The 22,584-nt window shown below is 70.9% G+C and carries 25 protein-coding genes; 7 read left to right on the forward strand and 18 right to left on the reverse strand.

The genetic code is table 11. The annotated features are described in order from the left end of the window. Positions 1 to 14: 14 nt before the first annotated feature. The 3 genes from ABZ312_RS24880 to ABZ312_RS24890 all read right to left on the reverse strand — a co-directional run bounded on the left by ABZ312_RS24880 (position 15) and on the right by ABZ312_RS24890 (position 1,546). Positions 15 to 410 carry a hypothetical protein gene (locus tag ABZ312_RS24880; protein WP_500359503.1) on the reverse strand — a complete coding sequence of 132 codons (396 nt, stop codon included), beginning with the start codon at positions 408 to 410 and terminating at the stop codon, positions 15 to 17. Positions 411 to 466: 56 nt separating this feature from the next. After that, on the reverse strand, positions 467 to 1,213 hold the full coding sequence (gene rph / locus ABZ312_RS24885) for a ribonuclease PH (protein WP_500331297.1): 747 nt from the start codon (positions 1,211 to 1,213) through the stop codon (positions 467 to 469). A 99-nt stretch (positions 1,214 to 1,312) separates the two neighbouring features. Next, on the reverse strand, positions 1,313 to 1,546 hold the full coding sequence (locus ABZ312_RS24890) for a PTS sugar transporter subunit IIB (RefSeq protein WP_499512074.1): 234 nt from the start codon (positions 1,544 to 1,546) through the stop codon (positions 1,313 to 1,315). A 139-nt stretch (positions 1,547 to 1,685) separates the two neighbouring features. On the opposite strand from ABZ312_RS24890, the gene ABZ312_RS24895 reads away from it, so the two are divergent. Together ABZ312_RS24895 and ABZ312_RS24900 are read left to right on the forward strand one after the other, a co-directional pair. Then, the gene (locus ABZ312_RS24895) at positions 1,686 to 3,017 is read left to right on the forward strand and encodes a PTS transporter subunit EIIC (RefSeq protein ID WP_500438831.1); all 1,332 of its coding nucleotides are present in this window, start codon (positions 1,686 to 1,688) and stop codon (positions 3,015 to 3,017) included. A 119-nt stretch (positions 3,018 to 3,136) separates the two neighbouring features. Then, positions 3,137 to 4,390 (forward strand): PTS transporter subunit EIIC, encoded by a 1,254-nt coding sequence (locus ABZ312_RS24900; RefSeq protein ID WP_500331293.1) that lies wholly within the window; start codon positions 3,137 to 3,139, stop codon positions 4,388 to 4,390. A gap of 79 nt (positions 4,391 to 4,469) precedes the next feature. Here ABZ312_RS24900 and ABZ312_RS24905 read toward each other — a convergent pair whose 3' ends face one another. The 8 genes from ABZ312_RS24905 to clpS all read right to left on the reverse strand — a co-directional run bounded on the left by ABZ312_RS24905 (position 4,470) and on the right by clpS (position 10,110). Continuing rightward, on the reverse strand, positions 4,470 to 5,222 hold the full coding sequence (locus ABZ312_RS24905) for an MBL fold metallo-hydrolase (protein ID WP_500331291.1): 753 nt from the start codon (positions 5,220 to 5,222) through the stop codon (positions 4,470 to 4,472). A 228-nt stretch (positions 5,223 to 5,450) separates the two neighbouring features. Beyond that, positions 5,451 to 6,401 carry a PLP-dependent cysteine synthase family protein gene (locus ABZ312_RS24910; RefSeq protein WP_499512078.1) on the reverse strand — a complete coding sequence of 317 codons (951 nt, stop codon included), beginning with the start codon at positions 6,399 to 6,401 and terminating at the stop codon, positions 5,451 to 5,453. Next, positions 6,401 to 6,706 carry a MoaD/ThiS family protein gene (locus ABZ312_RS24915; protein WP_499512079.1) on the reverse strand — a complete coding sequence of 102 codons (306 nt, stop codon included), beginning with the start codon at positions 6,704 to 6,706 and terminating at the stop codon, positions 6,401 to 6,403. Before ABZ312_RS24915 ends, ABZ312_RS24910 begins: the two co-directional genes overlap by 1 nt. Before the next feature lie 61 nt (positions 6,707 to 6,767). Next, the gene (locus tag ABZ312_RS24920) at positions 6,768 to 6,872 is read right to left on the reverse strand and encodes a putative leader peptide (RefSeq protein WP_500359501.1); all 105 of its coding nucleotides are present in this window, start codon (positions 6,870 to 6,872) and stop codon (positions 6,768 to 6,770) included. Positions 6,873 to 6,938: 66 nt separating this feature from the next. Next, a complete protein-coding gene (locus ABZ312_RS24925) occupies positions 6,939 to 7,364 on the reverse strand; it encodes a M67 family metallopeptidase (protein WP_500331285.1) in 426 nt (141 codons plus the stop codon). A gap of 72 nt (positions 7,365 to 7,436) precedes the next feature. Beyond that, the gene (locus ABZ312_RS24930; RefSeq protein ID WP_500331283.1) at positions 7,437 to 8,873 is read right to left on the reverse strand and encodes an amino acid permease; all 1,437 of its coding nucleotides are present in this window, start codon (positions 8,871 to 8,873) and stop codon (positions 7,437 to 7,439) included. Positions 8,874 to 9,176: 303 nt separating this feature from the next. After that, positions 9,177 to 9,743, reverse strand: a complete 567-nt coding sequence (locus ABZ312_RS24935; RefSeq protein ID WP_499512083.1) for a DUF2017 domain-containing protein — start codon at positions 9,741 to 9,743, stop codon at positions 9,177 to 9,179. Positions 9,744 to 9,798: 55 nt separating this feature from the next. After that, complete coding sequence (clpS, locus tag ABZ312_RS24940) at positions 9,799 to 10,110, reverse strand: ATP-dependent Clp protease adaptor ClpS (protein ID WP_499512084.1); 312 nt, start codon at positions 10,108 to 10,110, stop codon at positions 9,799 to 9,801. A gap of 84 nt (positions 10,111 to 10,194) precedes the next feature. Here clpS and ABZ312_RS24945 point away from each other — a divergent pair, with 84 nt between their 5' ends. Both ABZ312_RS24945 and ABZ312_RS24950 read left to right on the forward strand, forming a co-directional pair. Beyond that, the gene (locus ABZ312_RS24945; protein WP_500438832.1) at positions 10,195 to 11,529 is read left to right on the forward strand and encodes a nicotinate phosphoribosyltransferase; all 1,335 of its coding nucleotides are present in this window, start codon (positions 10,195 to 10,197) and stop codon (positions 11,527 to 11,529) included. Positions 11,530 to 11,607: 78 nt separating this feature from the next. Further along, positions 11,608 to 12,204, forward strand: a complete 597-nt coding sequence (locus ABZ312_RS24950; RefSeq protein ID WP_500331281.1) for an isochorismatase family protein — start codon at positions 11,608 to 11,610, stop codon at positions 12,202 to 12,204. Between the two features lie 43 nt (positions 12,205 to 12,247). Here the strand turns inward: ABZ312_RS24950 and ABZ312_RS24955 are convergent, their stop codons facing one another. Together ABZ312_RS24955 and ABZ312_RS24960 are read right to left on the reverse strand one after the other, a co-directional pair. Continuing rightward, positions 12,248 to 12,565, reverse strand: coding sequence for a hypothetical protein (locus tag ABZ312_RS24955; protein ID WP_499512087.1), 318 nt, complete (start codon positions 12,563 to 12,565; stop codon positions 12,248 to 12,250). Between the two features lie 75 nt (positions 12,566 to 12,640). Continuing rightward, positions 12,641 to 14,962 carry an immune inhibitor A domain-containing protein gene (locus tag ABZ312_RS24960; protein WP_500331278.1) on the reverse strand — a complete coding sequence of 774 codons (2,322 nt, stop codon included), beginning with the start codon at positions 14,960 to 14,962 and terminating at the stop codon, positions 12,641 to 12,643. 356 nt (positions 14,963 to 15,318) lie between these two features. On the opposite strand from ABZ312_RS24960, the gene ABZ312_RS24965 reads away from it, so the two are divergent. Beyond that, on the forward strand, positions 15,319 to 15,600 hold the full coding sequence (locus tag ABZ312_RS24965; RefSeq protein WP_499512089.1) for a hypothetical protein: 282 nt from the start codon (positions 15,319 to 15,321) through the stop codon (positions 15,598 to 15,600). Between the two features lie 75 nt (positions 15,601 to 15,675). On the opposite strand, the gene ABZ312_RS24970 is transcribed toward ABZ312_RS24965, so the two are convergent. The 3 genes from ABZ312_RS24970 to ABZ312_RS24980 all read right to left on the reverse strand — a co-directional run bounded on the left by ABZ312_RS24970 (position 15,676) and on the right by ABZ312_RS24980 (position 18,433). Then, the gene (locus ABZ312_RS24970; protein ID WP_499512090.1) at positions 15,676 to 16,311 is read right to left on the reverse strand and encodes an RDD family protein; all 636 of its coding nucleotides are present in this window, start codon (positions 16,309 to 16,311) and stop codon (positions 15,676 to 15,678) included. 80 nt (positions 16,312 to 16,391) lie between these two features. Next, a complete protein-coding gene (locus ABZ312_RS24975) occupies positions 16,392 to 17,075 on the reverse strand; it encodes an RDD family protein (protein ID WP_500331276.1) in 684 nt (227 codons plus the stop codon). A gap of 56 nt (positions 17,076 to 17,131) precedes the next feature. Beyond that, complete coding sequence (locus ABZ312_RS24980; protein WP_500438833.1) at positions 17,132 to 18,433, reverse strand: RDD family protein; 1,302 nt, start codon at positions 18,431 to 18,433, stop codon at positions 17,132 to 17,134. 459 nt (positions 18,434 to 18,892) lie between these two features. Between ABZ312_RS24980 and ABZ312_RS24985 the strand changes: the two genes are divergently transcribed. After that, on the forward strand, positions 18,893 to 19,378 hold the full coding sequence (locus tag ABZ312_RS24985) for an SsgA family sporulation/cell division regulator (protein ID WP_500330046.1): 486 nt from the start codon (positions 18,893 to 18,895) through the stop codon (positions 19,376 to 19,378). A gap of 30 nt (positions 19,379 to 19,408) precedes the next feature. Here ABZ312_RS24985 and ABZ312_RS24990 read toward each other — a convergent pair whose 3' ends face one another. Continuing rightward, positions 19,409 to 20,776 carry an FAD-binding oxidoreductase gene (locus ABZ312_RS24990; protein WP_500330047.1) on the reverse strand — a complete coding sequence of 456 codons (1,368 nt, stop codon included), beginning with the start codon at positions 20,774 to 20,776 and terminating at the stop codon, positions 19,409 to 19,411. A gap of 182 nt (positions 20,777 to 20,958) precedes the next feature. Between ABZ312_RS24990 and ABZ312_RS24995 the strand changes: the two genes are divergently transcribed. Beyond that, complete coding sequence (locus ABZ312_RS24995; protein ID WP_500438834.1) at positions 20,959 to 21,285, forward strand: hypothetical protein; 327 nt, start codon at positions 20,959 to 20,961, stop codon at positions 21,283 to 21,285. A gap of 71 nt (positions 21,286 to 21,356) precedes the next feature. Here ABZ312_RS24995 and hppD read toward each other — a convergent pair whose 3' ends face one another. Beyond that, the gene (gene hppD / locus ABZ312_RS25000; RefSeq protein ID WP_500330049.1) at positions 21,357 to 22,502 is read right to left on the reverse strand and encodes a 4-hydroxyphenylpyruvate dioxygenase; all 1,146 of its coding nucleotides are present in this window, start codon (positions 22,500 to 22,502) and stop codon (positions 21,357 to 21,359) included. Between the last annotated feature and the right edge of the window lie 82 nt (positions 22,503 to 22,584).

Genomic DNA, 22,584 nt, shown 5'->3' on the forward strand with positions numbered 1-22,584 from the left:
GTCCGATTATCCCGTCAGCCGGGGGTGCAGACCTTGGAGAGTTCGGATGCGGCGTCGGCGACGGGGGTGATGTCGGGGACGTCTCCGTTCTCGGCGGCCTTCTGTGCGTTCTCGACGGCCTGCTGGAGGTCGCCGACGGCGGTGTTGACGTCGGCGTTGCCGGTCTTGTCGCCGAGGTCGGCGAGGTCGGCGGCGATCTGGTCGAGGGCGTTGGCGGCGTCCTGCGGGCTGTTGCCGGCGTTGCTGACGGCGTTCTGCAGGTTCTGGACGTCGGTGGCCACCTGGGCGGCGACGTTGGCGCAGTCGAGGGCCTTGTCGACGGCGTCGACGGCGCTGCAGCCGATGAGGACGGTGGTGCCGAGGGCGGCCGCGGTGGCGAGCGCCGCGAGGCGGCGGGTGCGTGGGTGCATACCTTTACATACGCACCGCGCCGTCCTCGGGTTGCGTTTTGCAGACGTGCTCTTTGTCAGTTCTTGGTGATCTGTTCGAGGTCGGTGAGGGCGGCGCGCTGGAGCGCGTCGAGTTCGGCGCAGCCGGCGACGGCGAGGTCGAGGAGGCTGTTGAGTTCCTTGCGGTCGAAGGGCTGGCCCTCGGCGGTGCCCTGGACCTCGACGAAGCGGCCGTCGCCGGTGCAGACGACGTTCATGTCGGTCTCCGCGCGGACGTCCTCCTCGTAGCAGAGGTCGAGCATGGGGACGCCGTCGATGATGCCGACGCTGACGGCGCTGACGGTGCCGCTGAGGGGCTGGGCCTTGGCGCGGACGAGCTTGCGGCCGTGCATCCAGGTGACGGCGTCGGCGAGGGCGACGTAGGCGCCGGTGATGGCGGCGGTGCGGGTGCCGCCGTCGGCCTGGAGGACGTCGCAGTCGAGGACGACGGTGTTCTCCCCGAGCGCCTTGTAGTCGATGACGGCGCGCAGGGATCGGCCGATGAGGCGGGAGATCTCGTGGGTGCGGCCGCCGATCTTGCCGCGGACGGACTCGCGGTCGCCTCGGGTGTTGGTGGCGCGGGGCAGCATGGCGTACTCGGCGGTGACCCAGCCTTCGCCGCTGCCCTTGCGCCAGCGGGGGACGCCCTCGGTGACGGATGCGGTGCAGAGGACCTTGGTGTCGCCGAAGGAGACGAGGACGGATCCTTCGGCGTGCTTGCTCCAGCCGCGCTGGATGGTGACGGGGCGGAGCTCTTCGGGGGTGCGGCCGTCGATACGAGACATGGCGTCGAGCCTAGTCGTAGCGCGGCCCGGGGCCCGTGCCGGTCCGGGAACGGGCCCCTTGCGGGTGAGGTGGGGGTGGCCCCGGCGGTCAGCGCCGGGTCACATCATGTCCTCGATGTCGGCGGCGATGGGGTCGGCGTCGGTGCCGATGACGACCTGGATCGCGTTGCCCATCTTGACGACGCCGTGCGCTCCGGCGGCCTTGAGCGCGGCGTCGTCGACGAGCGAGGCGTCCTTGACCTCGGTGCGGAGACGGGTGATGCAGCCCTCGACTTCTTCGATGTTGTCGAGTCCGCCGAGCCCGGCGACGATCTTCTCTGCCTTGCTGGCCATCTGTACTCCTGGTTGGTCTCGGCCGTTCGGTCCGATTTCACACCGTAATGCAGTGGCGGACCGCTTTTGCGGGGATGCATGGGTGACGCAGCCGTGCCGCAACTGGTCTACACCACATTACCTGCCGGGAGGTAGTCCCATGGGTCCGGACGCCGCCGCCGCAGCCGCCCCGCGTCCGAGCCGGAAGTGGAGCGGTGTCCTGTTCCAGGGCCTGCAGAAGATGGGACGGAGTCTGCAGCTGCCGATCGCGGTGCTGCCGGCGGCGGGCATCCTGAACCGGCTGGGCCAGGACGACGTCTTCGGCCCGAAGGGCCTGGGCTGGGACAACGTGGCGAGGGTCTTCGACGGCGCGGGCGGGGCGCTGCTGGACGGTTCGCTGGGGCTGCCGCTGCTGTTCGCGGTGGGTGTCGCGATCGGGATGGCGAAGAAGTCGGACGGTTCGACGGCGCTGGCGGCGGTCGCGGGTTTCCTCGTCTACTACGGGGTGCTGCACCAGTTCCCGCAGGACTGCCCGCCGGGGACGGAGTTCCTGGCGACGAGCACCATCAGCGGGGCGTGCATCCCCCCGGGGACGCCGTCGGCGGCGGCTCCGGCGGCGTACCAGAACCCGGGGGTGTTCGGCGGGATCGTGATCGGGCTGCTGACGGCGTTCTTCTGGCAGCGCTACCACCGCACGAGGCTGGTGGACTGGCTGGGCTTCTTCAACGGGCGCCGGCTGGTGCCGATCGTCATGGCGTTCGTCGCGATCGTCTTCGCGGTGCTGTGCGTGTTCGTCTGGCCGCCGGTCGGTGCCGGGCTCACCGCCTTCAGCCAGTGGCTCACGGACCTGGGCTCGTACGGGGCGGGGATCTTCGGCGTGGCGAACCGGGCGCTGCTGACGGTGGGGCTGCACCAGTTCCTCAACGTCTTCGTGTGGTTCCAGTTCGGCAGTTTCACCGAGCCGGACGGGACGGTGGTGCACGGGGACATCACGCGTTTCCTGGCGGGTGACCCGACGGCCGGGCAGTTCACCTCGGGCTTCTTCCCGATCATGATGTTCGCCCTGCCGGCCGCCGCGCTGGCGATCACGCACTGCGCCCGCCCGGGCCGCCGCAAGGAGGTCGGGGGCCTGATGCTGTCGGTGGCGCTGACCTCGTTCGTGACGGGCATCACCGAGCCGATCGAGTACTCGTTCCTCTTCATCGCGCCGGCGCTGTACGCGATCCACGCGGTGCTGACGGGGGTGTCGATGGCGGTGACGTGGGCGCTGGGCGTGCACGACGGCTTCAGCTTCTCGGCGGGGCTGATCGACTACGTCATCAACTGGCACCTGGCGACGAAGCCCTGGTTGATCGTCCCGATCGGGCTGGTCTTCGCGGCGGTGTACTACGTGCTCTTCCGCTTCGTGATCACCAGGTTCGACCTGGCGACGCCGGGGCGCGAGCCGGAGGAGGTCGCGGAGGAGATGGAGCGGGGCAACGTCAAGGCGTAGCGGGGGCGCCACGCTCAGGAGTGTGGTCTAGACCACACCGGAGGAGCCTTTCCTTGACGCGTCGCTTACATTTAATACTGGTCTACACCACTCGGTGGTTTAGACCAGGAGGACCCCCCATGACAACCGCCACCGCATCGGCGGCCCCCGCAGCGAAGAAGCGGGGCTCCGGCCTTTTCCAAGGCCTGCAGAAGGTCGGCCGCAGCCTGCAGCTGCCGATCGCCGTCCTGCCGGCGGCGGGCATTCTGCTCCGTCTCGGCCAGCCCGACGTCTTCGGCGCGGACGGCCTCGGCTGGGACAAGGTCGCCTCGGTGTTCGCCACCGCCGGCGGCGCCGTGTTCGACAACCTGCCGCTGCTGTTCTGCATCGGCGTCGCCATCGGCTTCGCCAAGAAGGCCGACGGCTCGACGGCCCTCGCCGCACTGGTCGGCTTCCTGGTCTACAGCAACGTCCTGAAGGCCTTCCCGGTCACCGAGGCCAAGATCCAGGCCGGCGCGGACATCCCCGCCACCTACAACAACCCCGGTGTGCTCGGCGGCATCATCATGGGTCTGCTCGCCGCCGTCCTGTGGCAGCGCTACCACCGCAAGAAGCTGGTGGACTGGCTCGGCTTCTTCAACGGCCGCCGCCTCGTGCCGATCATCATGGCCTTCGTCGGCGTCCTGGTCGGCGTGTTCTTCGGTCTGGTCTGGGAGCCCATCGGCGAGGTCATCAGCAACTTCGGCGAGTGGATGACCGGTCTCGGCTCTGTCGGCGCCGCGCTGTTCGGTCTGATCAACCGTGCGCTGATCCCGATCGGCATGCACCAGTTCGTGAACTCGGTGGCCTGGTTCCAGCTGGGTGACTTCACCAACTCCGCGGGCACCGTCGTCCACGGCGACCTGACCCGCTTCTTCGCCGGCGACCCGGGTGCCGGGCAGTTCATGACCGGCTTCTTCCCGATCATGATGTTCGGCCTCCCGGCCGCCGCCCTGGCCATCGCCCACACGGCCCGTCCGGAGCGCCGTAAGGCCGTCATGGGCATGATGATCTCGCTCGCGCTGACCTCCTTCGTCACCGGTGTCACCGAGCCGATCGAGTTCTCGTTCATGTTCATCGCGCCGCTGCTCTACGCGATCCACGCGGTGCTCACCGCGCTGTCCATGGCCGTGACCTGGGCCTTCGGCGTCCATGCGGGCTTCACGTTCTCGGCCGGCGCCATCGACTACCTGCTCAACTGGAACCTGTCGACCAAGCCGTGGCTGATCATCCCGATCGGGCTCGTCTTCTCGGTGATCTACTACGTGGTCTTCCGCTTCGCGATCACCAAGTTCAACCTCCCCACCCCGGGCCGCGAGCCCGAGGAGGAGAACGAGGACCTCGTCAAGGCGTAGCGCCGGCGCGGCACACGACGAAGCCCCCGGAACCGAAGGTCTGGTTCCGGGGGCTTCGTGCTGCTTCGGGCGGGGGCGCTCAGACCTCGTAGACCGCGCCGGCCTTCGCCACCTCGACCGGGCCGTCGTAGACCTCGCGGGCGTGCTCGAGGTTGGTCCGCGGGTCGGTCCACGGCGGGATGTGGGTGAGCAGCAGCCGCCCGGCGCCCGCGCGGTCCGCGTACTGGCCGGCCTCGCGGCCGTTGAGGTGCAGGTCGGGGATGTCCTCCTTGCCGTGCGTGAAGGAGGCCTCGCACAGGAAGAGGTCGGTGCCCTCGGTGAGCGTCAGCAGCGCGTCGCAGGGACCGGTGTCCCCCGAATAGGTGATGGCGCGACCGGCGTGCTCGACACGGAAGCCGTACGCCTCGACGGGGTGGCTGACGACGTCCGCGGTGATGGTGAAGGGGCCGAGGCGGAAGGTGCCGGGTTCGAGGGTGCGGAAGTCGAAGACCTCGCTCATGCACTTCTCGTCGGGCACGTCCCCGTACGCGCTGGCCAGCCGCCGTTCGGTGCCCTCGGGCCCGTAGACGGGGATGGCGTGGGCGGGGCCGCCCTCGTGGCGGTAGTAGCGCGCGACGAAGTAGGCGCACATGTCGATGCAGTGGTCGGCGTGCAGATGGCTCAGCAGGATGGCGTCGAGGTCGTACAGACCGCAGTGGCGCTGCAGCTCGCCGAGGGCGCCGTTGCCCATGTCGAGGAGCAGCCGGAAGTCGTCGGCCTCGATGAGGTAGCTCGAGCAGGCCGATTCCGCGGACGGGAACGACCCCGAGCAGCCGACGACGGTGAGCTTCATGTGCAGAAACCTCCGTGGATTGTTCCGGGGGTCTTGCGTTGGCGCGCCACGACGCCCCCGCTCCGCAGGGGGAGGGGGGAGGGGCGGGAGCGACCCGCCATGTGCTCTTGAGCGTAAGGCGCACGGCGTGCGCGTGCTCCTCTGCGGAGCCCCGTTGTGGGCGGAATCACCAGTACGGCGCCCTCGTCGCCGGAAGTCCGGCGGGGCGAGGGCGCCGTGGGGGGAGGATCAGGCCCAGAGCTGGCCGTGCAGGGCGGCGACGGCCGCCTCGGTGGACGCGGCGGTGTAGATGCCGGTCGACAGGTACTTCCAGCCGCCGTCGGCGACGACGAACACGATGTCGGCGCGCTCCCCGGCGCGTTCGGCCTTGCGGGCCACGCCGAGGGCGGCGTGGAGGGCGGCTCCGGTGGAGACACCGGCGAAGATGCCCTCCTGCTGGAGCAGTTCGCGGGTGCGGCGGACGGCGTCCTCGGAGCCGACGGAAAAGCGGGTGGTGAGGACGGACTCGTCGTAGAGCTCGGGGATGAAGCCCTCGTCGAGGTTGCGCAGTCCGTAGACGAGGTCGTCGTAGCGGGGCTCGGCGGCGACGATCTGCACGCCGGGGACCTTCTCGCGCAGGTAGCGGCCGACGCCCATGAGGGTGCCGGTGGTGCCGAGCCCGGCGACGAAGTGGGTGACGGAGGGGAGGTCGGTCAGGATCTCCGGGCCGGTCGTGGCGTAGTGGGCGCCGGCGTTGTCCGGGTTGCCGTACTGGTAGAGCATCACCCAGTCGGGGTGCTCGGCGGCCAGTTCCTTGGCGACGCGGACGGCGGTGTTGGAGCCGCCGGCGGCCGGGGAGGGGATGATCTCGGCGCCCCACATCGTGAGCAGTTCGCGCCGCTCGGACGAGGTGTTCTCGGGCATGACGCAGACCATGCGGTAGCCCTTGAGCCGGGCCGCCATGGCGAGCGAGATGCCGGTGTTGCCGGAGGTGGGTTCGAGGATCGTGCAGCCGGGGGTGAGCCGGCCGGCGCGCTCGGCCTGCTCGATCATGTGCAGCGCCGGGCGGTCCTTGACCGAGCCGGTGGGGTTGCGGTCCTCCAGCTTGGCCCAGACGGACACCTCGCCGGAGGGTGACAGGCGCGGCAGCCGTACCAGCGGGGTGTTGCCGACGGCTGCCAGCGGGCTGTCGTACCGCATCAGCGCCCGCCGACGCGGTCGGCCGGCAGGCCGCTGCCGCCGGCGACCGCGGGGAGGATCGTCACGCTGTCGCCGTCGGTGAGCTTGGTGGCGATGCCGTCCAGGAAGCGGACGTCCTCGTCGTTGAGGTAGACGTTGACGAAGCGCCGCAGCTCGCCGCCGTCGACGATGCGCTCGCGGATGCCGGTGTGGCGGGTGTCGAGGTCGGCGAGGAGTTCGTCGACAGTGCTGCCGCTGCCTTCGACGGCCTTGGCGCCGTCGGTGTACGTGCGGAGGATGGTCGGGATGCGGACCTCGATGGCCATGCGTCGGCTCCAGTGGGTGCGTGAGTACGGCGGGAAGCGGGGTTGCGCGGGCTGACGGTGCTCAGGCGCACGTACATGCCGCGCTGGCGAGGCGGCACAGGTCGACGTGCAGCCGCGCCACGAGCAGCGTGCCCGGCGCCCTGTCGCTCACGTCGTGGGAAACCATGGGCTCATCGTATCGATTCCCCCCGGGCCCCAGAGACGGTCGTCCCAGGATACGGACCGTCGCGTCTCAGATGGACGGGTCGACGACCTCCACCGGCTCCTCGGTGACCTCGCCGTCCACGATGCGGAACGAGCGGAACTGGAAGGGGCCGGCGCCGTCGGTGTCGGCGGTGGAGACCAGTACGTAGTGGGCGCCGGGCTCGTTGGCGTAGGAGATGTCGGTGCGCGAGGGGTAGGCCTCGGTGGCGGTGTGCGAGTGGTAGATGACCACCGGCTCCTCGTCGCGGTCGTCGAGTTCCCGGTAGAGCTTGAGCAGGTCGGTGGAGTCGAACTCGTAGAACGTGGGCGAGCGGGCCGCGTTGAGCATCGGGATGTGCCGCTCGGGCCGGCCGCTGCCGGCCGGACCCGCGATCACGCCGCAGGCCTCGTCCGGGTGGTCGGCGCGGGCGTGGGCGACGAGGGCGTCGTGCAGGGCACGGGTGATGGTCAGCATGGTCGTCAGGATAGAGAAGGTGACCGCCGTACGGCTGTACGGCGGTCACCTGCTGAGACGCCGGGCCCGGGACTACTCCTGGGCGAGGGCCAGGGCGGGGTCGCCGGGGGTGCGCCGCTTGAGGACCGCGTAGCCGATGCCGAGCAGGGCCGACCAGACGAGCCAGACGTACAGGCCGAGGCGGGTGTCTGCGTCGGTCGCCATGAGGACGACGACGGAGAGCAGCGCCACGATGGCGATCCAGTTGGTGACCGGGGCGCCCGGCATCCGGAAGTCGGCGGCGGGCAGCAGCCCGGCGCGGACCTTGGCGCGGTAGCGCAGGTGCGCGGCGAGGATCACGATCCAGGTCCACAGGCCGGCGCAGGTGGCGACGGAGGTGATGTAGACGAACGCCTTGTCCGGGGAGACGACGTTGACGATGACGCCGATGCCCATGAAGAGGGTGGACATGACGAGCGCGGGCAGCGGGAGTTGCCGGTCGCTGAGCTTGGCCACGGCCTTGGGCGCCTCGCCGTTGACGGCCAGGCCGCGCAGCATGCGGCCGGTGGAGTAGATGCCGGAGTTGCAGGAGGACAGGGCGGCGGTGAGGACCACGAAGTTCATGATCCCGGCGGCGCCGGGGATGCCGACCTGGGCGAAGACCTGGACGAAGGGGCTGACGCCCGCGGTGTACTTGGTCCAGGAGAAGACCGACAGCAGGACGATCAGCGTGCCGACGTAGAAGATGCCGATGCGGACCGGCAGGGTGTTGATCGCCTTGCGCAGGGTCTGCTTGGGGTTCTCGGCCTCGCCCGCGGTGATGCCGACCAGTTCGACGCCGAGGTAGGCGAAGATCACGCCCTGCATGGCGAGCATGGCCTGCCAGGCGCCGTTGGGGGCGAAGCCGCCGTCGGCCCACAGGTGGGTGACGGATGCGGTGTCGCCGGCGGAGGAGAAGCCGAAGGTCAGGATGCCGACGCCGATGACGATCATCGCGACGATCGCGGTGACCTTGATCGTGGAGAACCAGAACTCCAGCTCGCCGAAGATCTTGACCGAGACGAGGTTGCCGACGAAGAGCACCACGAGGGCGACCGCGGCGGTGGACCAGACGGGGACCGACGGCCACCAGAAGTTGATGTAGGCACCCGCGACGGTGACCTCGGACATGCAGGCGGTGACCCATAGGGCCCAGTACGACCAGCCGGTGGCGAAGCCGGCGAACGGCCCGAAGAACTCACGGGCGTAGTCGGCGAAGCTGCCGGAGGTGGGGCGGTAGGTGAGGAGCTCGCCGAGGGCCCGCATGATGAAGAAGATCACGATGCCGGCGGCCGTGTAACAGGCGATCAGGCTGGGCCCGATGGCGGCGATGCCCTTGCTGGACCCGTAGAACAGGCCGGTGCCGATGGCGCCGCCGATGGCGATCATCTGGACCTGACGGGCGCTGAGTCCCCGCTTGTAGCCCTCTTCCGGCGCGGCCCCCGTGGCGCCGTCGCCGGATTCGTACTGCTCGACCTGCGTCGAGGTCATGGTGCTGTGCCTTTCTCCATGCCCGTCCGGCCGCGACGGCCCGGATCGGGTTCCGATCCCCCCGGATGGTGGAGGTGCACGCCGGGGTCAGCCGGCCACGCGACCGACCGGGACAGGGGTGGCGTCACGGCCGGTGGTCGAGGATTCGTATCACGGGGTGTGCGCCGGGCACGCAGCGCAAATGTGGCACATGGCACAGGAAGAAGCGGACAAAAGGTGCGCCGAATGGGAATGCGGTCCGCTGCGGTGACGTGATCGTTATCTGGAATTGAGCGTCGTCTGAGCGAACGGACGCCCCCCGGATCACGGCATGAGGGTCTCCACGAGGCTCTCCTGGAGCGCCCCGAGCCAGAGGTAGGCCATGACGAGCGGTTTGCGCGGGTCGGAGTCCGGCAGCCGGTACAGCTCGCTGTCCTCGTCCTCGCTGACCTCCAGCCGGGTCCCCATGGTCAGCCGCAGGTCGTTGAGGGTGCCGAGCCACCGGCGCGCCTGCTCCGCGTCGAGGCTGAGCACCGCTCCCCCGTCGCCGCCGGGGGTCAGCGCGTCGAGGCTGCGGACGACGGCGAGCGCGTCGCCGCGCTTGCGGGTGCGCAGGTCGTTCTCGGTGTAGCGGCGGAAGTCCGAGGAGTCCGCCTCCTCCTCGTAGGCGTCGGGGAAGAGCCGGGCGAGCGCCGGGTCCTGCGGGGGCCGGGTGGGGCCCTCGGCGAACAGCTCGGCCAGCGGGTCGGCCGGTTCGGCGCCGTCGGCGGCGTCGCCGGGGCCGATCAGCTCCAGGAGCTGCACGGCCAGGCTGCGCAGGATGGAGATCTCGACCTCGTCGAGCGCGACGGCGGCGCCGCCTGCGGCGGCGGTCTGGAAGTAGCCGGGCATGTCGGTATCAGCCGTCCCTCAGGGGCTCGGTGGTCTTCTCGGTGGTCTCGCGGCCTCAGCGGTCCTGCGTCAGGGTGGCCCACAGCCCGTAGCCGTGCATGGCCTGCACGTCGCGCTCCATCTCCTCGCGGGTGCCGCTGGAGACCACGGCGCGGCCCTTGTGGTGCACGTCGAGCATGAGTTTGGTGGCCTTGTCCTTCGGATAACCGAAGTACGCCTGGAAGACGTAGGTCACGTAGCTCATCAGATTGACCGGGTCGTTGTGGACGACAGTCACCCAGGGAACGTCCGGGGACGGCACCTCGAAGGGGGCCTCGCTCGACTCGGTCCGTTCGATCTCTGCGGGGGCGACACTCACGGGACCCATGCTGTCACCAGACCGTGCCGACAGGGAAACCGGCCCTCCGAGAAATCGTCACTCTGACGAGAGTTGGGGGTAGCATCCTCGGACATGAGCACTGCAGACCTGGGGCTGCCCGTCACCGTCCCCTCCACCGCGCTGTTCACCGACCGGTACGAGCTGACCATGCTGCAGGCCGCGCTGCGCAGCGGCGCCGCCCACCGTCGTTCGGTGTTCGAGGTGTTCACCCGCCGGCTGCCCGAGGGGCGCCGGTACGGGGTGGTGTGCGGCACCGGACGGGTACTGGACGCCGTGGAGAACTTCCGCTTCGACGACCGCATCCTGGCCTTCCTGGAACGGGAGCGCGTCGTGGACGCGCCCACCCTGGAATGGCTGGCCGGCTACCGCTTCCGCGGCGACGTCCTCGGCTACCCCGAGGGCGAGGTGTACTTCCCCGGCTCGCCGGTCATGCGGATCGAGGGCACCTTCGCCGAGGCGGTTCTGCTGGAGACGGTGGTGCTGTCGATCCTCAACCACGACTCCGCGATCGCGGCCGCCGCCTCCCGGATGGCCGTGGCCGCCGGGGGCCGCCCGCTGATGGAGATGGGTGCCCGCCGCACCCACGAACTGGCGGCGGTGGCGGCCTCCCGCGCCGCCTACGTCGGCGGCTTCGCCTCCTCCAGCAACCTCGCCGCAGGGTTCCGCTACGGCCTGCCGACCATCGGCACCAGCGCGCACGCCTTCACCCTGCTCCACGACGACGAGCGGGACGCCTTCACCGCCCAGGTCGAGTCGCTCGGCCGGGGCACCACCTTGCTGGTGGACACCTTCGACGTGGCGACGGCCGTCCGGGCCGCCGTGGAGATCGCCGGGCCCGAGCTCGGCGCGGTGCGCATCGACTCCGGGGACCTGCTGCTGCTCGCCCACCGGGTGCGGCAGCAGCTGGACGACCTGGGGGCGAAGAACACCCGGATCGTGGTGACCTCGGACCTGGACGAGTACGCGATCGCCTCGCTGGCCGCGGCGCCGGTCGACGCGTACGGGGTCGGCACCTCCCTGGTGACCGGCAGCGGGCAGCCGACCTGCTCGATGGTCTACAAGCTGGTCGCCCGGGCCACCTCCGACGACCCGGGCGCGCCCCTGGTGCCCGTCGCCAAGAAGTCCATGGGCGGCAAGACCAGCATCGGCGGACGCAAGTGGGCGGCCCGGCGGCTGGACGCCGACGGGGTCGCCGAGGCCGAGGTGATCGGCACCGGACCGGTCCCGGGACCGCTGGCGGACCGGCAGTTGCTGGTGCCGCTGGTGCTGGGCGGCGAGACCGTGCACCGGGAGCCGCTGGACGCGGCCCGCACCCGCCACATCGAGGCGCGCGCCGCCCTGCCGCTGTCCGCGACCCAGCTGTCGCGCGGCGAGCCGGCGCTGCACACCGAGTACATCACCCACTGATCGGCCGGGGCACCCTGCCGCGGCAGGGCCGCCGATCACTACAGTCGAAGCGACAGCGACCGGAAGGGACCGACCACCATGCACCGCGCACTGATCGTCGTGGACGTGCAGAACGACTTCTGCGAGGGCGGCAGCCTGGCGGTCGCCGGCGGCTCCGAGGTCGCCGCCGCCATCACCGACCTCATCGGGGACGCCACGGCCGGCTACCGGCACGTCGTGGCCACCCGCGACCACCACGTCTCCCCCGGCGACCACTTCTCCGACCACCCCGACTACGTCCACACCTGGCCGGTGCACTGCGCCGCCGGCACCGAGGGCGTCGGCTTCCACCCCAACTTCGCTCCGGCGGTCGCCTCGGGCGCGGTGGAGGCGGTCTTCGACAAGGGCGCGTACGCGGGTGCTTACAGCGGCTTCGAGGGTGCCGACGAGAACGGCACCGGGCTGGCCCGGTGGCTGCGCGAGCGCGGGGTGGCGGAGGTCGACGTGGTCGGCATCGCCACCGACCACTGCGTGCGGGCGACCGCACTGGACGCCGTGCGGGAGGGGTTCCGCACCCGGGTGCTGCTCGACCTGACGGCGGGCGTCATGGCGAGGACGACCGAGTCGGCGCTGGACGAGCTGCGCGCCGCCGGCGCCGAACTGTCCGGAAAGCCGGTCGTCCGCGGACAGGCCTGACGGCCGGTGGCGGGAGGACGGCCCCCGGGGCCGCACCCCGGGTTCAGCGGCGCACCGTCGGGCCCAGCAGCGCCGCGATGGACTGCCAGGGGGCGGCGGGGGCCGAGGGGATGCGGCGCCAGACGAGGCCGTCGGGGTGGTGGAGGACGGCGTTGATCTCGTCGGACGTGGGGGGCTCCATGTTGCCGACGAGACGGACGGTCCGGAAGCCCAGGTTCCGCAGGCGGGTCAGTGCGCGCTGGCGGTTGGCCGAGACGACGAGGACCCTGATGTACTCGTCCGGGGCCCCGCCGGGCGAGGGCAACCGGAGGGCCACGACGACGTCGCCGCTCGGAAGCCTGGTGAAACCGCCGCTGGCCATAAGCACATGATCGGCAGATCGGCCCCCGTCCACCAGGGGACGGGGGCCGATCAGGTCACTTCGTGCGGAGCGTGATCACTTCTTGGAGGGACCCACCCGGACGGTGATGGTGCTGCCGTCCCGGGCCTCGTGGAGGATCGTGATGCTGGTGTTGCTCGGGGCCACCTTCACGCTGCCCGTGGGGTTCTCCGAGGACCAGTAGGAGTTCTTGTCGTCGAAGACCGTGTTGCCGGGCAGGCTCGGGAGCTTGGTGGCGACGCCGTTCTTGTGCAGGGTGATGGCGTCGGTGCGGGCCTTGGTGAACGTGGAGTCGTAGGACTGCACGCGGTTGCGCTGCAGCGTGCCGTCGCTCCACTTCAGCGCCTTGGGGTGGGCGTCGATCGGCAGGATCCGACCGGCGCCCGGGTGCGCGCTGACGTTGTTGTCGTTCATCGAGGTGTCCCACAGCCAGATCAGCAGGCCGTTCTGGTACGCGTAGTGCTCGACCCAGTTCTCCTTGGTGGTACCCCAGCCGAAGTTGTAGGGGCCGACCTTCAGGGTCGTGTCGTACGAGACGTACTGCCGGTTCTCCGCGATGTAGTACTGCGCGTAGTCCTCGGAGAACGTGGAGCCCTTGACCGTGAAGCCGTTCGCGGTCCAGCCGTTGTCACCGGCTTCGGCGCCGTCGCTGAGCAGGGTCGCCCCGTCGGCGGTCAGGGTGATCGCGTCGGCGAGGAAGCCCTTCTGGGCCACGCCACCGTCGGACTGGTAGCGGAAGCGGAGCTTGACCGACGTGCCCGCGTAGGCGTCCAGCGGGAGCACCATGTCCTGGTAGGAGGCCGCGGTGCCGGTCAGGGCCGGCTTGTCGCTGGCGTCGCGCGGGAGCGGGGCGCCGCCGATGGTGCCGTCGATCGCGGTCCAGTTGGCGCCGCCGTCGGTGGACACCTCGGTGTAGAGGTAGTCGTAGTTCTCCTCGATGTCGTACCAGCCCTTGAGGGACAGGCTCGCCGAGGTCTTGCCCGTGAGGTCGACGTCACGGGTGAGGGTGTTGCTCAGGTTGTCACCGCTGCCGCTCCACCACTGCTTCGCGCCCTCGGCCGGGGTCGCCAGCTCGGTGGTCACGGTCTTCTTCGGCAGCGTGACGACCAGGCCCTGCTTCCTCGCGGTGTTGTACTCCGCGACGCCGAGGGTGCTGATCCCGACCTTGCCGGCCTTGGCGGTGCTGTAGTTCAGCCAGCCCAGCTGCAGCTTGTCCCAGGCGGTCATGTCGCCGGGCAGGTCGCCGATGGTGTCCTTGCCGGTGCCGAGCCAGGAACCGGACGACATCAGCGTCCAGAAGCCGGTGGAGTTCTCGGCGGTGTTGGTGGTGTCGTAGTGGTCCGGCAGACCGAGGTCGTGACCGAACTCGTGGGCGAAGACCCCGAGGCCGCCGTTCTCCGGCTGGACGGTGTAGTCGCCGACCCAGACGCCGGTGTCGCCGATCTGGGTGCCACCGAGCAGGTTGCCCGCCGGGCCGGTGGCGCCGGCGTCCGTGCCGAACGCGTACCAGCGGTGGGCCCAGATCGCGTCCTCGCCCTGGGCGCCGCCGCCGGCGGACTCGTCCTCACCGGCGTGCACGATCTGGAAGTGGTCGATGTAGCCGTCGGACTCGTTGAAATTGCCGTCGCCGTCGTAGTCGTAGCGGTCCCACTGGTCGTACTCGGCCAGCTTCGCCTTGATCGTGGCGGCGGAGTCACCGGCGGCCTTGCGCGCGTCGACCCACTTGTTCACCGCGTCCGCGACGAGGTTCCAGGTGCAGGTGTCGCACTTGTTGCTGCCGTACCGGGCCTCGTTCCAGTCGACCTTGACCCAGTCGGCGACCTCGCCGGCGACCGAGTAGCGGCCGGAGGACTGCTTCTCGTAGTACTTCGCCATCGACTCCTTGCCGGAGGCCTTGGAGAAGTACAGGTCCTGGAAGTGCTGCTTGTTGTAGTCCGCCTGCCACGCCGTGCTGTTGTCCTTGCGGCGGTCGGGCTTGGCTATCTGGTTGTGCGCGGGACCGGCCGTACCGCCGTACTGCGGGTCGGTCTTGGTCCCGAACTCGGCGAGGATCACGAAGATCTTGTCGGTCTTCTCGCGCCCGAGTTCGACGTACTTGTTCTTGCCGAGCTTGACCACGTCCGAGGCACCGCGGTCCTCGACCTTGGACTTGCCCGAGATGACCTGCTCGATCGCCTGCTGGCGCTGGGCGGACTGGCGCTCGCTCAGCGGGCCCTTCAGATCGTGCTCGACGCGCTCCGCCTTCGCCGGGTCGTGCCGCACGACGCGACCGGCCTGCGGGTCGGCCTGGGCTGCCGCGACGGGGAAGGCGGTGGCGCCTATTGCGGCGATCGCCACGGCCAGAGCGGCGGATCTGATGGTCCGTCGTTGGCTTATCACGATGTATTGACCTCCCTAGGGTGAAGCCATTGCACCGGAGTGACGGATGAAAAGACAGATCTTGACTTGGCCATGACCGACAAGTACGGTGAGCGACCGATCCGTTGCACATAGCGGACACATCGGTCTGCGCAACTCCATTTCGCCGCAGGTTCGTTGCGTCCCGGGGAAGATCGCGATGCGACCCCGTGCGCCCCCCGTGCTTCCGCACCGTGGGTTAGGTCACGCTTACCGGGCGTTCCGTGCGGGCATCTCGCACCGTAGAGTCGGTGGTTGGCGTGCCACGTCTGAACCACCGGGAAGACGGCCCTGGCCGACGCTCCGCCACAATCGTCGTATATGAGGACGGATCAGCCATGCCACGTCCCACCCCCGCCCAGCTGACCTACGGTTCCGCGACCGTGGTGCTCTCCACCCTCGCGATGCTGCTGCTCTCCGAGGCGAGATCGGGCGTCGCGGTGGCGGTCATCGCCGCGGCAGGACTGACGCTCGGTGTCCTGGTCGCCGTGACGGCGGCGATCCCGGCCGGCACGCGCCGCACGAGGCGCGAACTGCCCGCCGTACAGCAGCCGGTGCCACGACCCCGCGTCCGCGGCGCCGCCGAACCCCGGCTGGGGGAGCACTCGCTGCGGCGCTGAACCCGCACCCCCGCAGATCACGCCGACGGCCCCGGAGCATCCGCTCCGGGGCCGTCGTCTTCGTCAGTGCGGGTGTCAGGCCTGGACGACGACGGTCTTGGCCGCCTTGTCGTGCCAGCACTGGCGGTACGGCTTGTCCCACAGGTGCCACAGGACGTTGAGCAGCGACAGGATGGAGCCCACGCACGGCACGATGCCGATGAAGGAGTAGACCGCCGCGCGGCCCCAGGCGGCACTGCCGGGCGGGCTGCCGTCGGCCAGCTTGGCGACGCGGATCTTCATGACCTTCTTGCCGATGGTCTGACCCGTCGACTGGAGCATCAGGCCCTCGTACGCGAACGCGCCCGCGAAGACGAGCAGCTCGATGCCGAGGAACGCGCCGGTGTCCGTGAAGGAGGTGCTCGTGGCGACCATCAGGATGATGAGCGCGACGAGGAAGATGCCGCCGTCGATGAGCCGGGCGAGGAAGCGCTGGCCGCTGCCGGCCAGCGGGGGCATGCCCGCCAGGGCCGGGTCCGTCGGCATCTGGCCGTAACCGGGCCCCTGCTGCGGATAGGCGTAGGGCGACTGCTGCTGCGGGAACGGCTGCTGGTCGTAAGGGTTCTGGCCCTGGGGGTGCGGCTGCTGTCCGTACGGGTTCTGCCCGTACGGGTCCTGGCCCCCCGAGCCGCCCTGCGGGTAACCGTAGCCGGGCGGTTGATTCGAACTCATGGAGTGAGTAAATCAGCCGGGCATGACGGCGCATAGACGGTGATGGTCACGGCCCTGCGACGATCACCCCACAGCGTGCCTTACTCCACCGAAACCACCACGGTTTGCCCCGCTTTGTCGTGCAGGCACTGACGGTACGGCTTGTCCCAGGTGCACCAGAGCACTTCGATGATCCAGAAGATCTCACCACAGCACGGGATGATCGGCACCAGGGAGTAGACCGACTCCCGCTTCAGCGCCGCCGGGGCCGTCGGATTGGTGCCGTCGGCGAGCATGCCGACGCGCACCTTGAGCAGCTTCTTGCCGAGGCTCTGCCCGGAACGGGTGAGCATGAACACCTGGTAGGCCAGGTAGATCACGGCGTAGATGACGCCCTGGGAGAACACCGCGCCGGTGGCGTTGTAGTCGTAGTCCCAGATCAGCCCGGTGAGGCCGTAGACCGGGATGCCGATGATCAGCCCGTCGACGATGCGCGCGAGCAGCCTGCGCCCCCGGTGCGCCAGCGGGGGCATCCCGGCCAGGGGATCGGGCTCGCCCGCTCCGTACGGGCCACTGGCGTAGGGGTCGCCGCCGTAGCCCGGGGGCGGCTGGTCGTAGGGCGAGCCGCCGGGCGGGGGCTGGTACGGGGGCGGCGGGTAAGGCTGCTGCCCGGGCGGCGGCTGCTGCTCCGCAGGCGGCGGTGACTGCCCGGGCGGCGGCTGCGCGGGCCCGGACGGCTCCCGGGGCGGCTTGGCGAACGGGTCCTCGGGCTGGTCGGTGCTCATGCCCCGAGTGAAACCCGGACGATTCGGCCGCGCCTCCGGCGGGGGCCGTTCGGGTGTCAGCTGTCGCGGGCCACGAAGGTGCGTGCCGCCTTGTCGTGCCAGCACTGCCGCCACGGCCGGTCGAACAGGCACCACACCAGCCCGAGGAGGCCGATCACGAGCGCGTCCAGCACCGTGTGGGTGAGCCAGCGCAGCAGCGCCTGCCCGAAGCCGGGCTCGTACCGGCTCTCGACGTCCACCACGCGCAGGCCGAGCAGCTTCTTGCCCAGGGTGCGGCCCCACTTGGCGGTGGGCAGCACCTCGTACAGCACTCCGGTGACGAGCGCGACGGCGGCGAGGATGCCCAGTTGCACCCCCGTCGTGCCGTCGACCAGCCAGACCGTCACCTCCTCGCCGGTCAGCCGGGCGGCGTCCACCTTGTCGCGCAGGTGCTCGTACGCCGCCGTGCCCAGCGGCAGAGCGGCGGCCGCGACGACCGCGCCCACCACCGCGCTGTCGATCAGCCGGGCCACCAGGCGCCTCCCCGGCGACGCGGGGCGCGCCTGCCGCCGCGCGGGGGCCGACGGGTCGTCGGCCGCCGGCCGCCATGACCCGGGGGCGGCGGCCTCCCCGCCCTGCGGCGGGACCTGACGGGCCAGGTCGTGCACCTGCTGCGCCCACGGGACGGGAGCGGGCTGCTGCTGCCCGGGCACCGCGCTCTCGGTCGGCGCGGACGCCGTGCTCCCGGCCGCGCCCGCGGCGGCCGCGGGAGCCGGGGCCGGCGACGGGGCCGGGGCGGGGGCGGCAGCCGGGGCGGGGGCGGCGGTCCGCAGGGGGGCCGGCGAAGGGGCCTGGACCCGGTCGGGTGCGGCGGGCTGCTCCGCACGCTCGGGGGTGCCCCACGACACGCGGGGCGCGGGGGCCTGACGGGCCGGGTCGGCGACCCACGCCCGCTCCGGGGCGGGATCCGGACGGGGCTCCTGCCGCGGCTGCTCCGCGGGGCGCGACTGCGGCTGCGGCTGCGGCTGCGGCTGTGCCTGCAGCCCGGTGAAGGTGCCGGTGCCGGGTCCGCGTTCGGCCCTCGGCGCCAGCGGGTCCTCGTCCAGGAACATCGGCCCGGACTCCTCCAGCGCGGGGGTCCACGGCGTCGCCGCCGGGGTCTGCGGCACCGGGGGCGCGGGCGGCGGTGCCAGCACGGGGCCGGCCGCTGCCACGGCGGCACCGGACGGCGGCGCGAGGTCCTCCCCGGGCTGCGGGGCGGGGCGGCTCGTACCGGGCACCCAGGAGGACCCGTTCCAGTACCGGATGTAGCCCGGGATGGACGGGTCCGGGTAGTACCCGGGACCGGGCAGACTCCCGCCGCTGCTACCGGAGGTCATCCGAGACAACTCCCCTCACGACCGACACGCTCGGACCAGCCCGCCGTCCCCGGCGTGCAAGGGACGACACTAACGAAGAACGCGGCGGGCGGACGAAAGAAACGATCCTTGGGCGAGGATCGGTATTCCGGGGCAAATCCCGTCGACCGAACCGATACGCTTCCGAACTGACACCGCCTCGGACGGACGGGGACGTGCGCGCCGCGGAGCCGTGGGCGCGGCGGGGGCGGGAACGGGAGGGCCGTCGTACGGCCGGACGCACCCAGGGCGGGGCGGACGGCGACGTTCCGTGTGTACCGCATCCATCTCACGCGTGCCGGGCGTTCGGGAAAAGTCTTCCCGATCGCCCGGACCCGCGTAATGGTGAATGCCGTATGCGCTCTCTCCCGGTGCGGGCCCCGCGCAGCACCCGCCGCGCAGCACCGCCAGGGGCCTTCGCGCCGAGGAAAGGACGACGAGATGCACACCGTGGTCGAACGGGAACTGGAGATGCACCTGGTGCTGTCGCCCGAGCGCAGCATCGCCGTCCCGGCCAAGCTGTCCTACCGGGCGGAGGATCCCTTCGCCGTGCACATCACCTTCCACATCGGCTCCGACTGCCCCGTCAACTGGACCTTCGCCCGGGAGCTGCTGGTCGAGGGGGTGTTCCGGCCGAGCGGGCACGGTGACGTACGGATCTGGCCGACCAAGACGGACGGGCGGAGCGTGATCTGCATGGCCCTCAGCTCGCCGGACGGCACCGCCCTGCTGGAGGCGTCCTCGCACCCGGTGGCGGCGTGGCTGGAGCGCACGCTGCGGGCGGTGCCGCCGGGGACGGAGCTGGACCACCTGGCCATGGACGAGCGGCTGGACGAGCTGCTGGCCCCGGCCGCCGGGGAGGGCGCGCGCGACGAGCGCCGCACGCCCGACCCCTGGCACGGCGCCGACGAGCCGCCGGACGCGTAGGGCGGCGGCCCGCGGGCCGGAGCCGTGGGCTCAGAACACCTTGCCGGGGTTGAGGATGCCGAGCGGGTCGAACACGGCCTTGACGCCGCGCTGCATCTCCACGCCGACCGGGCCGAGTTCGCGGGCCAGCCACTCCTTCTTCAGGACGCCGACGCCGTGCTCCCCGGTGATCGTGCCGCCGAGCTCCAGGCCAAGCGCCATGATCTCGTCGAAGGACTCGCGGGCCCGGCCGGACTCCTCGGGATCGGCGGCGTCGAAGCACACCACGGGGTGGGTGTTGCCGTCCCCGGCGTGCGCGCACACGCCGATCGTCAGGTCGTGCTTGCGGGCGATCGCCGCGACCCCGTCGAGCATCGCGGCGAGCCTGCCGCGCGGCACACACACGTCGTCGATCATCGTGGCCGTGGAGACCCGCTCCAGTGCGGGCAGTGCCATCCGCCGTGCCTGCAGCAGCATTTCGGACTCCGCCGCGTCCTCGGCGGGCACCACCTGCGTCGCCCCGGCGGCCGTGCACAGCGCCCCCACCGCGGCCAGGTCGGCGGCCGGGTCGGGGGTGTCGAAGGCGGCGAGCAGCAGTGCCTCGGTCGACTCGGGCAGCCCCATGCTGGTCATGTCGTTGACCGCGCGCACGGTCGTGCCGTCCATCAGCTCCAGCAGCGAGGGCACGTGGCCGCCGGTCATGATGTCGCAGACCGCCGCGCAGGCCGCCTCGGCCGAGCCGAACTCCGCCACCAGCGCCAACTGGGCGGGCGGCGCGGGCTTGAGTGCCAGCACGGCCCGCACGACGACGCCGAGGCTGCCCTCGGAGCCGACGAACAGCCGGGTCAGGTCGTAGCCGGCGACGCCCTTGGCGGTGCGCCGGCCGGTGCGCAGCAGCCGTCCGTCGGCCAGGACGACCTCCAGGCCGAGCACGTACTCGGCGGTGACCCCGTACTTCACGCAGCACAGGCCGCCGGAGCCGGTGCCGATGTTGCCGCCGATGGTGCACTGCTCCCAGCTGGAGGGGTCCGGCGGGTAGTACAGGCCCCGCTCGGCGACGGCGCGGGAGAGGGCGGCGTTGACGACGCCCGGCTCGACGACGGCGACCCGGTCGACGGGGTCGATCTCCAGGATGCGGTCCATCCTGGTCAGGGAGAGCACGATGCAGCCGTCGGAGGCGTTGGCGGCGCCCGACAGGCCGGTGCGGGCCCCCTGCGGCACGACGGGCACCCGCAGCGCCGTGGCGGTCCGCATGACGTGCTGGACCTGCTCCACGGTGCGCGGCAGGACGACCACCGCGGGCGCCCCGGCCGGGCAGAAGCTGGCCATGTCGTTGGCGTACGAGGCGGTGACGTCGGGATCGGCGAGGATGGCCTCGTCGGGGAGTCCGGCGCGCAGCCGGTCGATGAGATCGCCCATGCGTCCAGCTTCGCACCGCGCCGCCGCCCGGGGAAGATCACGTCACCGCGCGGTTCACGGCTTCCTGAGTATCCGTACGGATGGTGGCGCGGGCGGGGGCGCGGCGAGGATGGCCGCCGTGACGGATACGACGGACCCCGGGGAGCACGGCGCAGGCGCGGCGACGCCACGAGCGGAGGATCGTGGTGCGCTGCGTGTGGGCGGTCGTGCTGCTCGCCCCGCCGGTGGTGCTGTGGGTCATGGGCGCGGCGGACGCGGCGCAGCACAAGAGCCCCACGGACTGGGTGGGCAACCACCGCGCCAAGGTCGCGCTGGAGAACGCCGCCCTGCTCACCGCGGGCCTGCCGGCCGCCGGGGTGGTGATCGGTGCCCTCGCCGGGGCGCTGCGGCGGCCGCCGCGCACGGGGCTGTGGGCGGCGACGGGGGCGGTGCTGGGGGCGCTGGCGTTGTGGGCGTTCGGCGCGTACGCGTTTCTGACGGCCTTGCGCCACCTCACGATCGTCTTCTGACGGAGACCGGCGCCGGCCGCGCCCTCCCCCGCGGGGGCACGGTCCGGCGCCGGAGTCGGCGGCGGTGGCGATCAGAGGTTGCCGCGGCGCTCCTGCTCGCGCTCGATCGCTTCGAAGAGCGCCTTGAAGTTGCCCTTGCCGAAGCCCATCGAACCGTGCCGCTCGATCATTTCGAAGAAGACGGTCGGGCGATCCTGGACAGGCTTGGTGAAGATCTGCAGCAGGTAGCCGTCTTCGTCCCGGTCTGCCAGGATCTTCAACTCCCGCAGGGTGTCGATCGGGACACGGGTGTCGCCGACCCACTCGCCGAGGGTGTCGTAGTAGGAGTCGGGCGTGTCGAGGAACTCGACACCCGCGGCGCGCATGGCGCGGACCGAGGCGACGATGTCGTTCGTGGCGAGGGCGATGTGCTGGACGCCCGGGCCGCCGTAGAACTCCAGGTACTCGTCGATCTGGGACTTCTTCTTGGCGATCGCGGGCTCGTTGATGGGGAACTTGACCTTCAGCGTGCCGTCCGCGACGACCTTGGACATCAGGGCCGAGTACTCGGTGGCGATGTCGTCACCGACGAACTCCTTCATGTTGGTGAAGCCCATGACGCGGTTGTAGAAGGTCACCCAGTCGTTCATCTTGCCGAGCTCGACGTTGCCGACGCAGTGGTCGATCGCCTGGAAGAACCGCTTGGCCGGCGGCTCCACGATCGGCTCGGCGGCGACGTAGCCGGGCAGGTACGGGCCCTTGTAGGCGCCGCGCTCGACCAGGGTGTGGCGGGTCTGGCCGTAGGTGGCGATGGCGGCCAGCACCACGGTGCCGTACTCGTCGCCGACCTCGTGGGGCTCCTCCAGGCCGGTGGCGCCGTGGGCGAGGGCGTAGTCGTAGGCGGCGCGGACGTCCGGCACCTCCAGGGCCAGGTCCACGACGCCGTCGCCGTGGGCTGCGACGTGCTCCTCCAGGAAGCGGCCGTGGTCGGTGGCGGCCCTGACGACGGAGGTGAAGACGAAGCGGGCGCTGCCGGACTCCAGGACGTAGGACGCGGTCTCGCGGCTGCCGTTCTCCGGTCCGGAGTAGGCCACGCGCTTCATGCCGAACGCGGTCGAGTAGTAGTGGGCGGCCTGCTTGGCGTTGCCCACCGCGAAGACGACCGCGTCCATTCCCTTGACCGGGAACGGGTCCGCGTCGCCGGGGGTGGGGGAAGTGTGATCCAGGGTCTCAGTCATGGCAGCAGCCTCGCCCGGCACCTCAAGGTGCGCAATAGTTTGCAGAACGACTGGGCAACCTGTACAGCGGTCGGCGGAAATC

This window comes from Streptomyces sp. NPDC006207 (assembly GCF_040613835.1).
GTDB lineage: Bacteria > Actinomycetota > Actinomycetes > Streptomycetales > Streptomycetaceae > Actinacidiphila.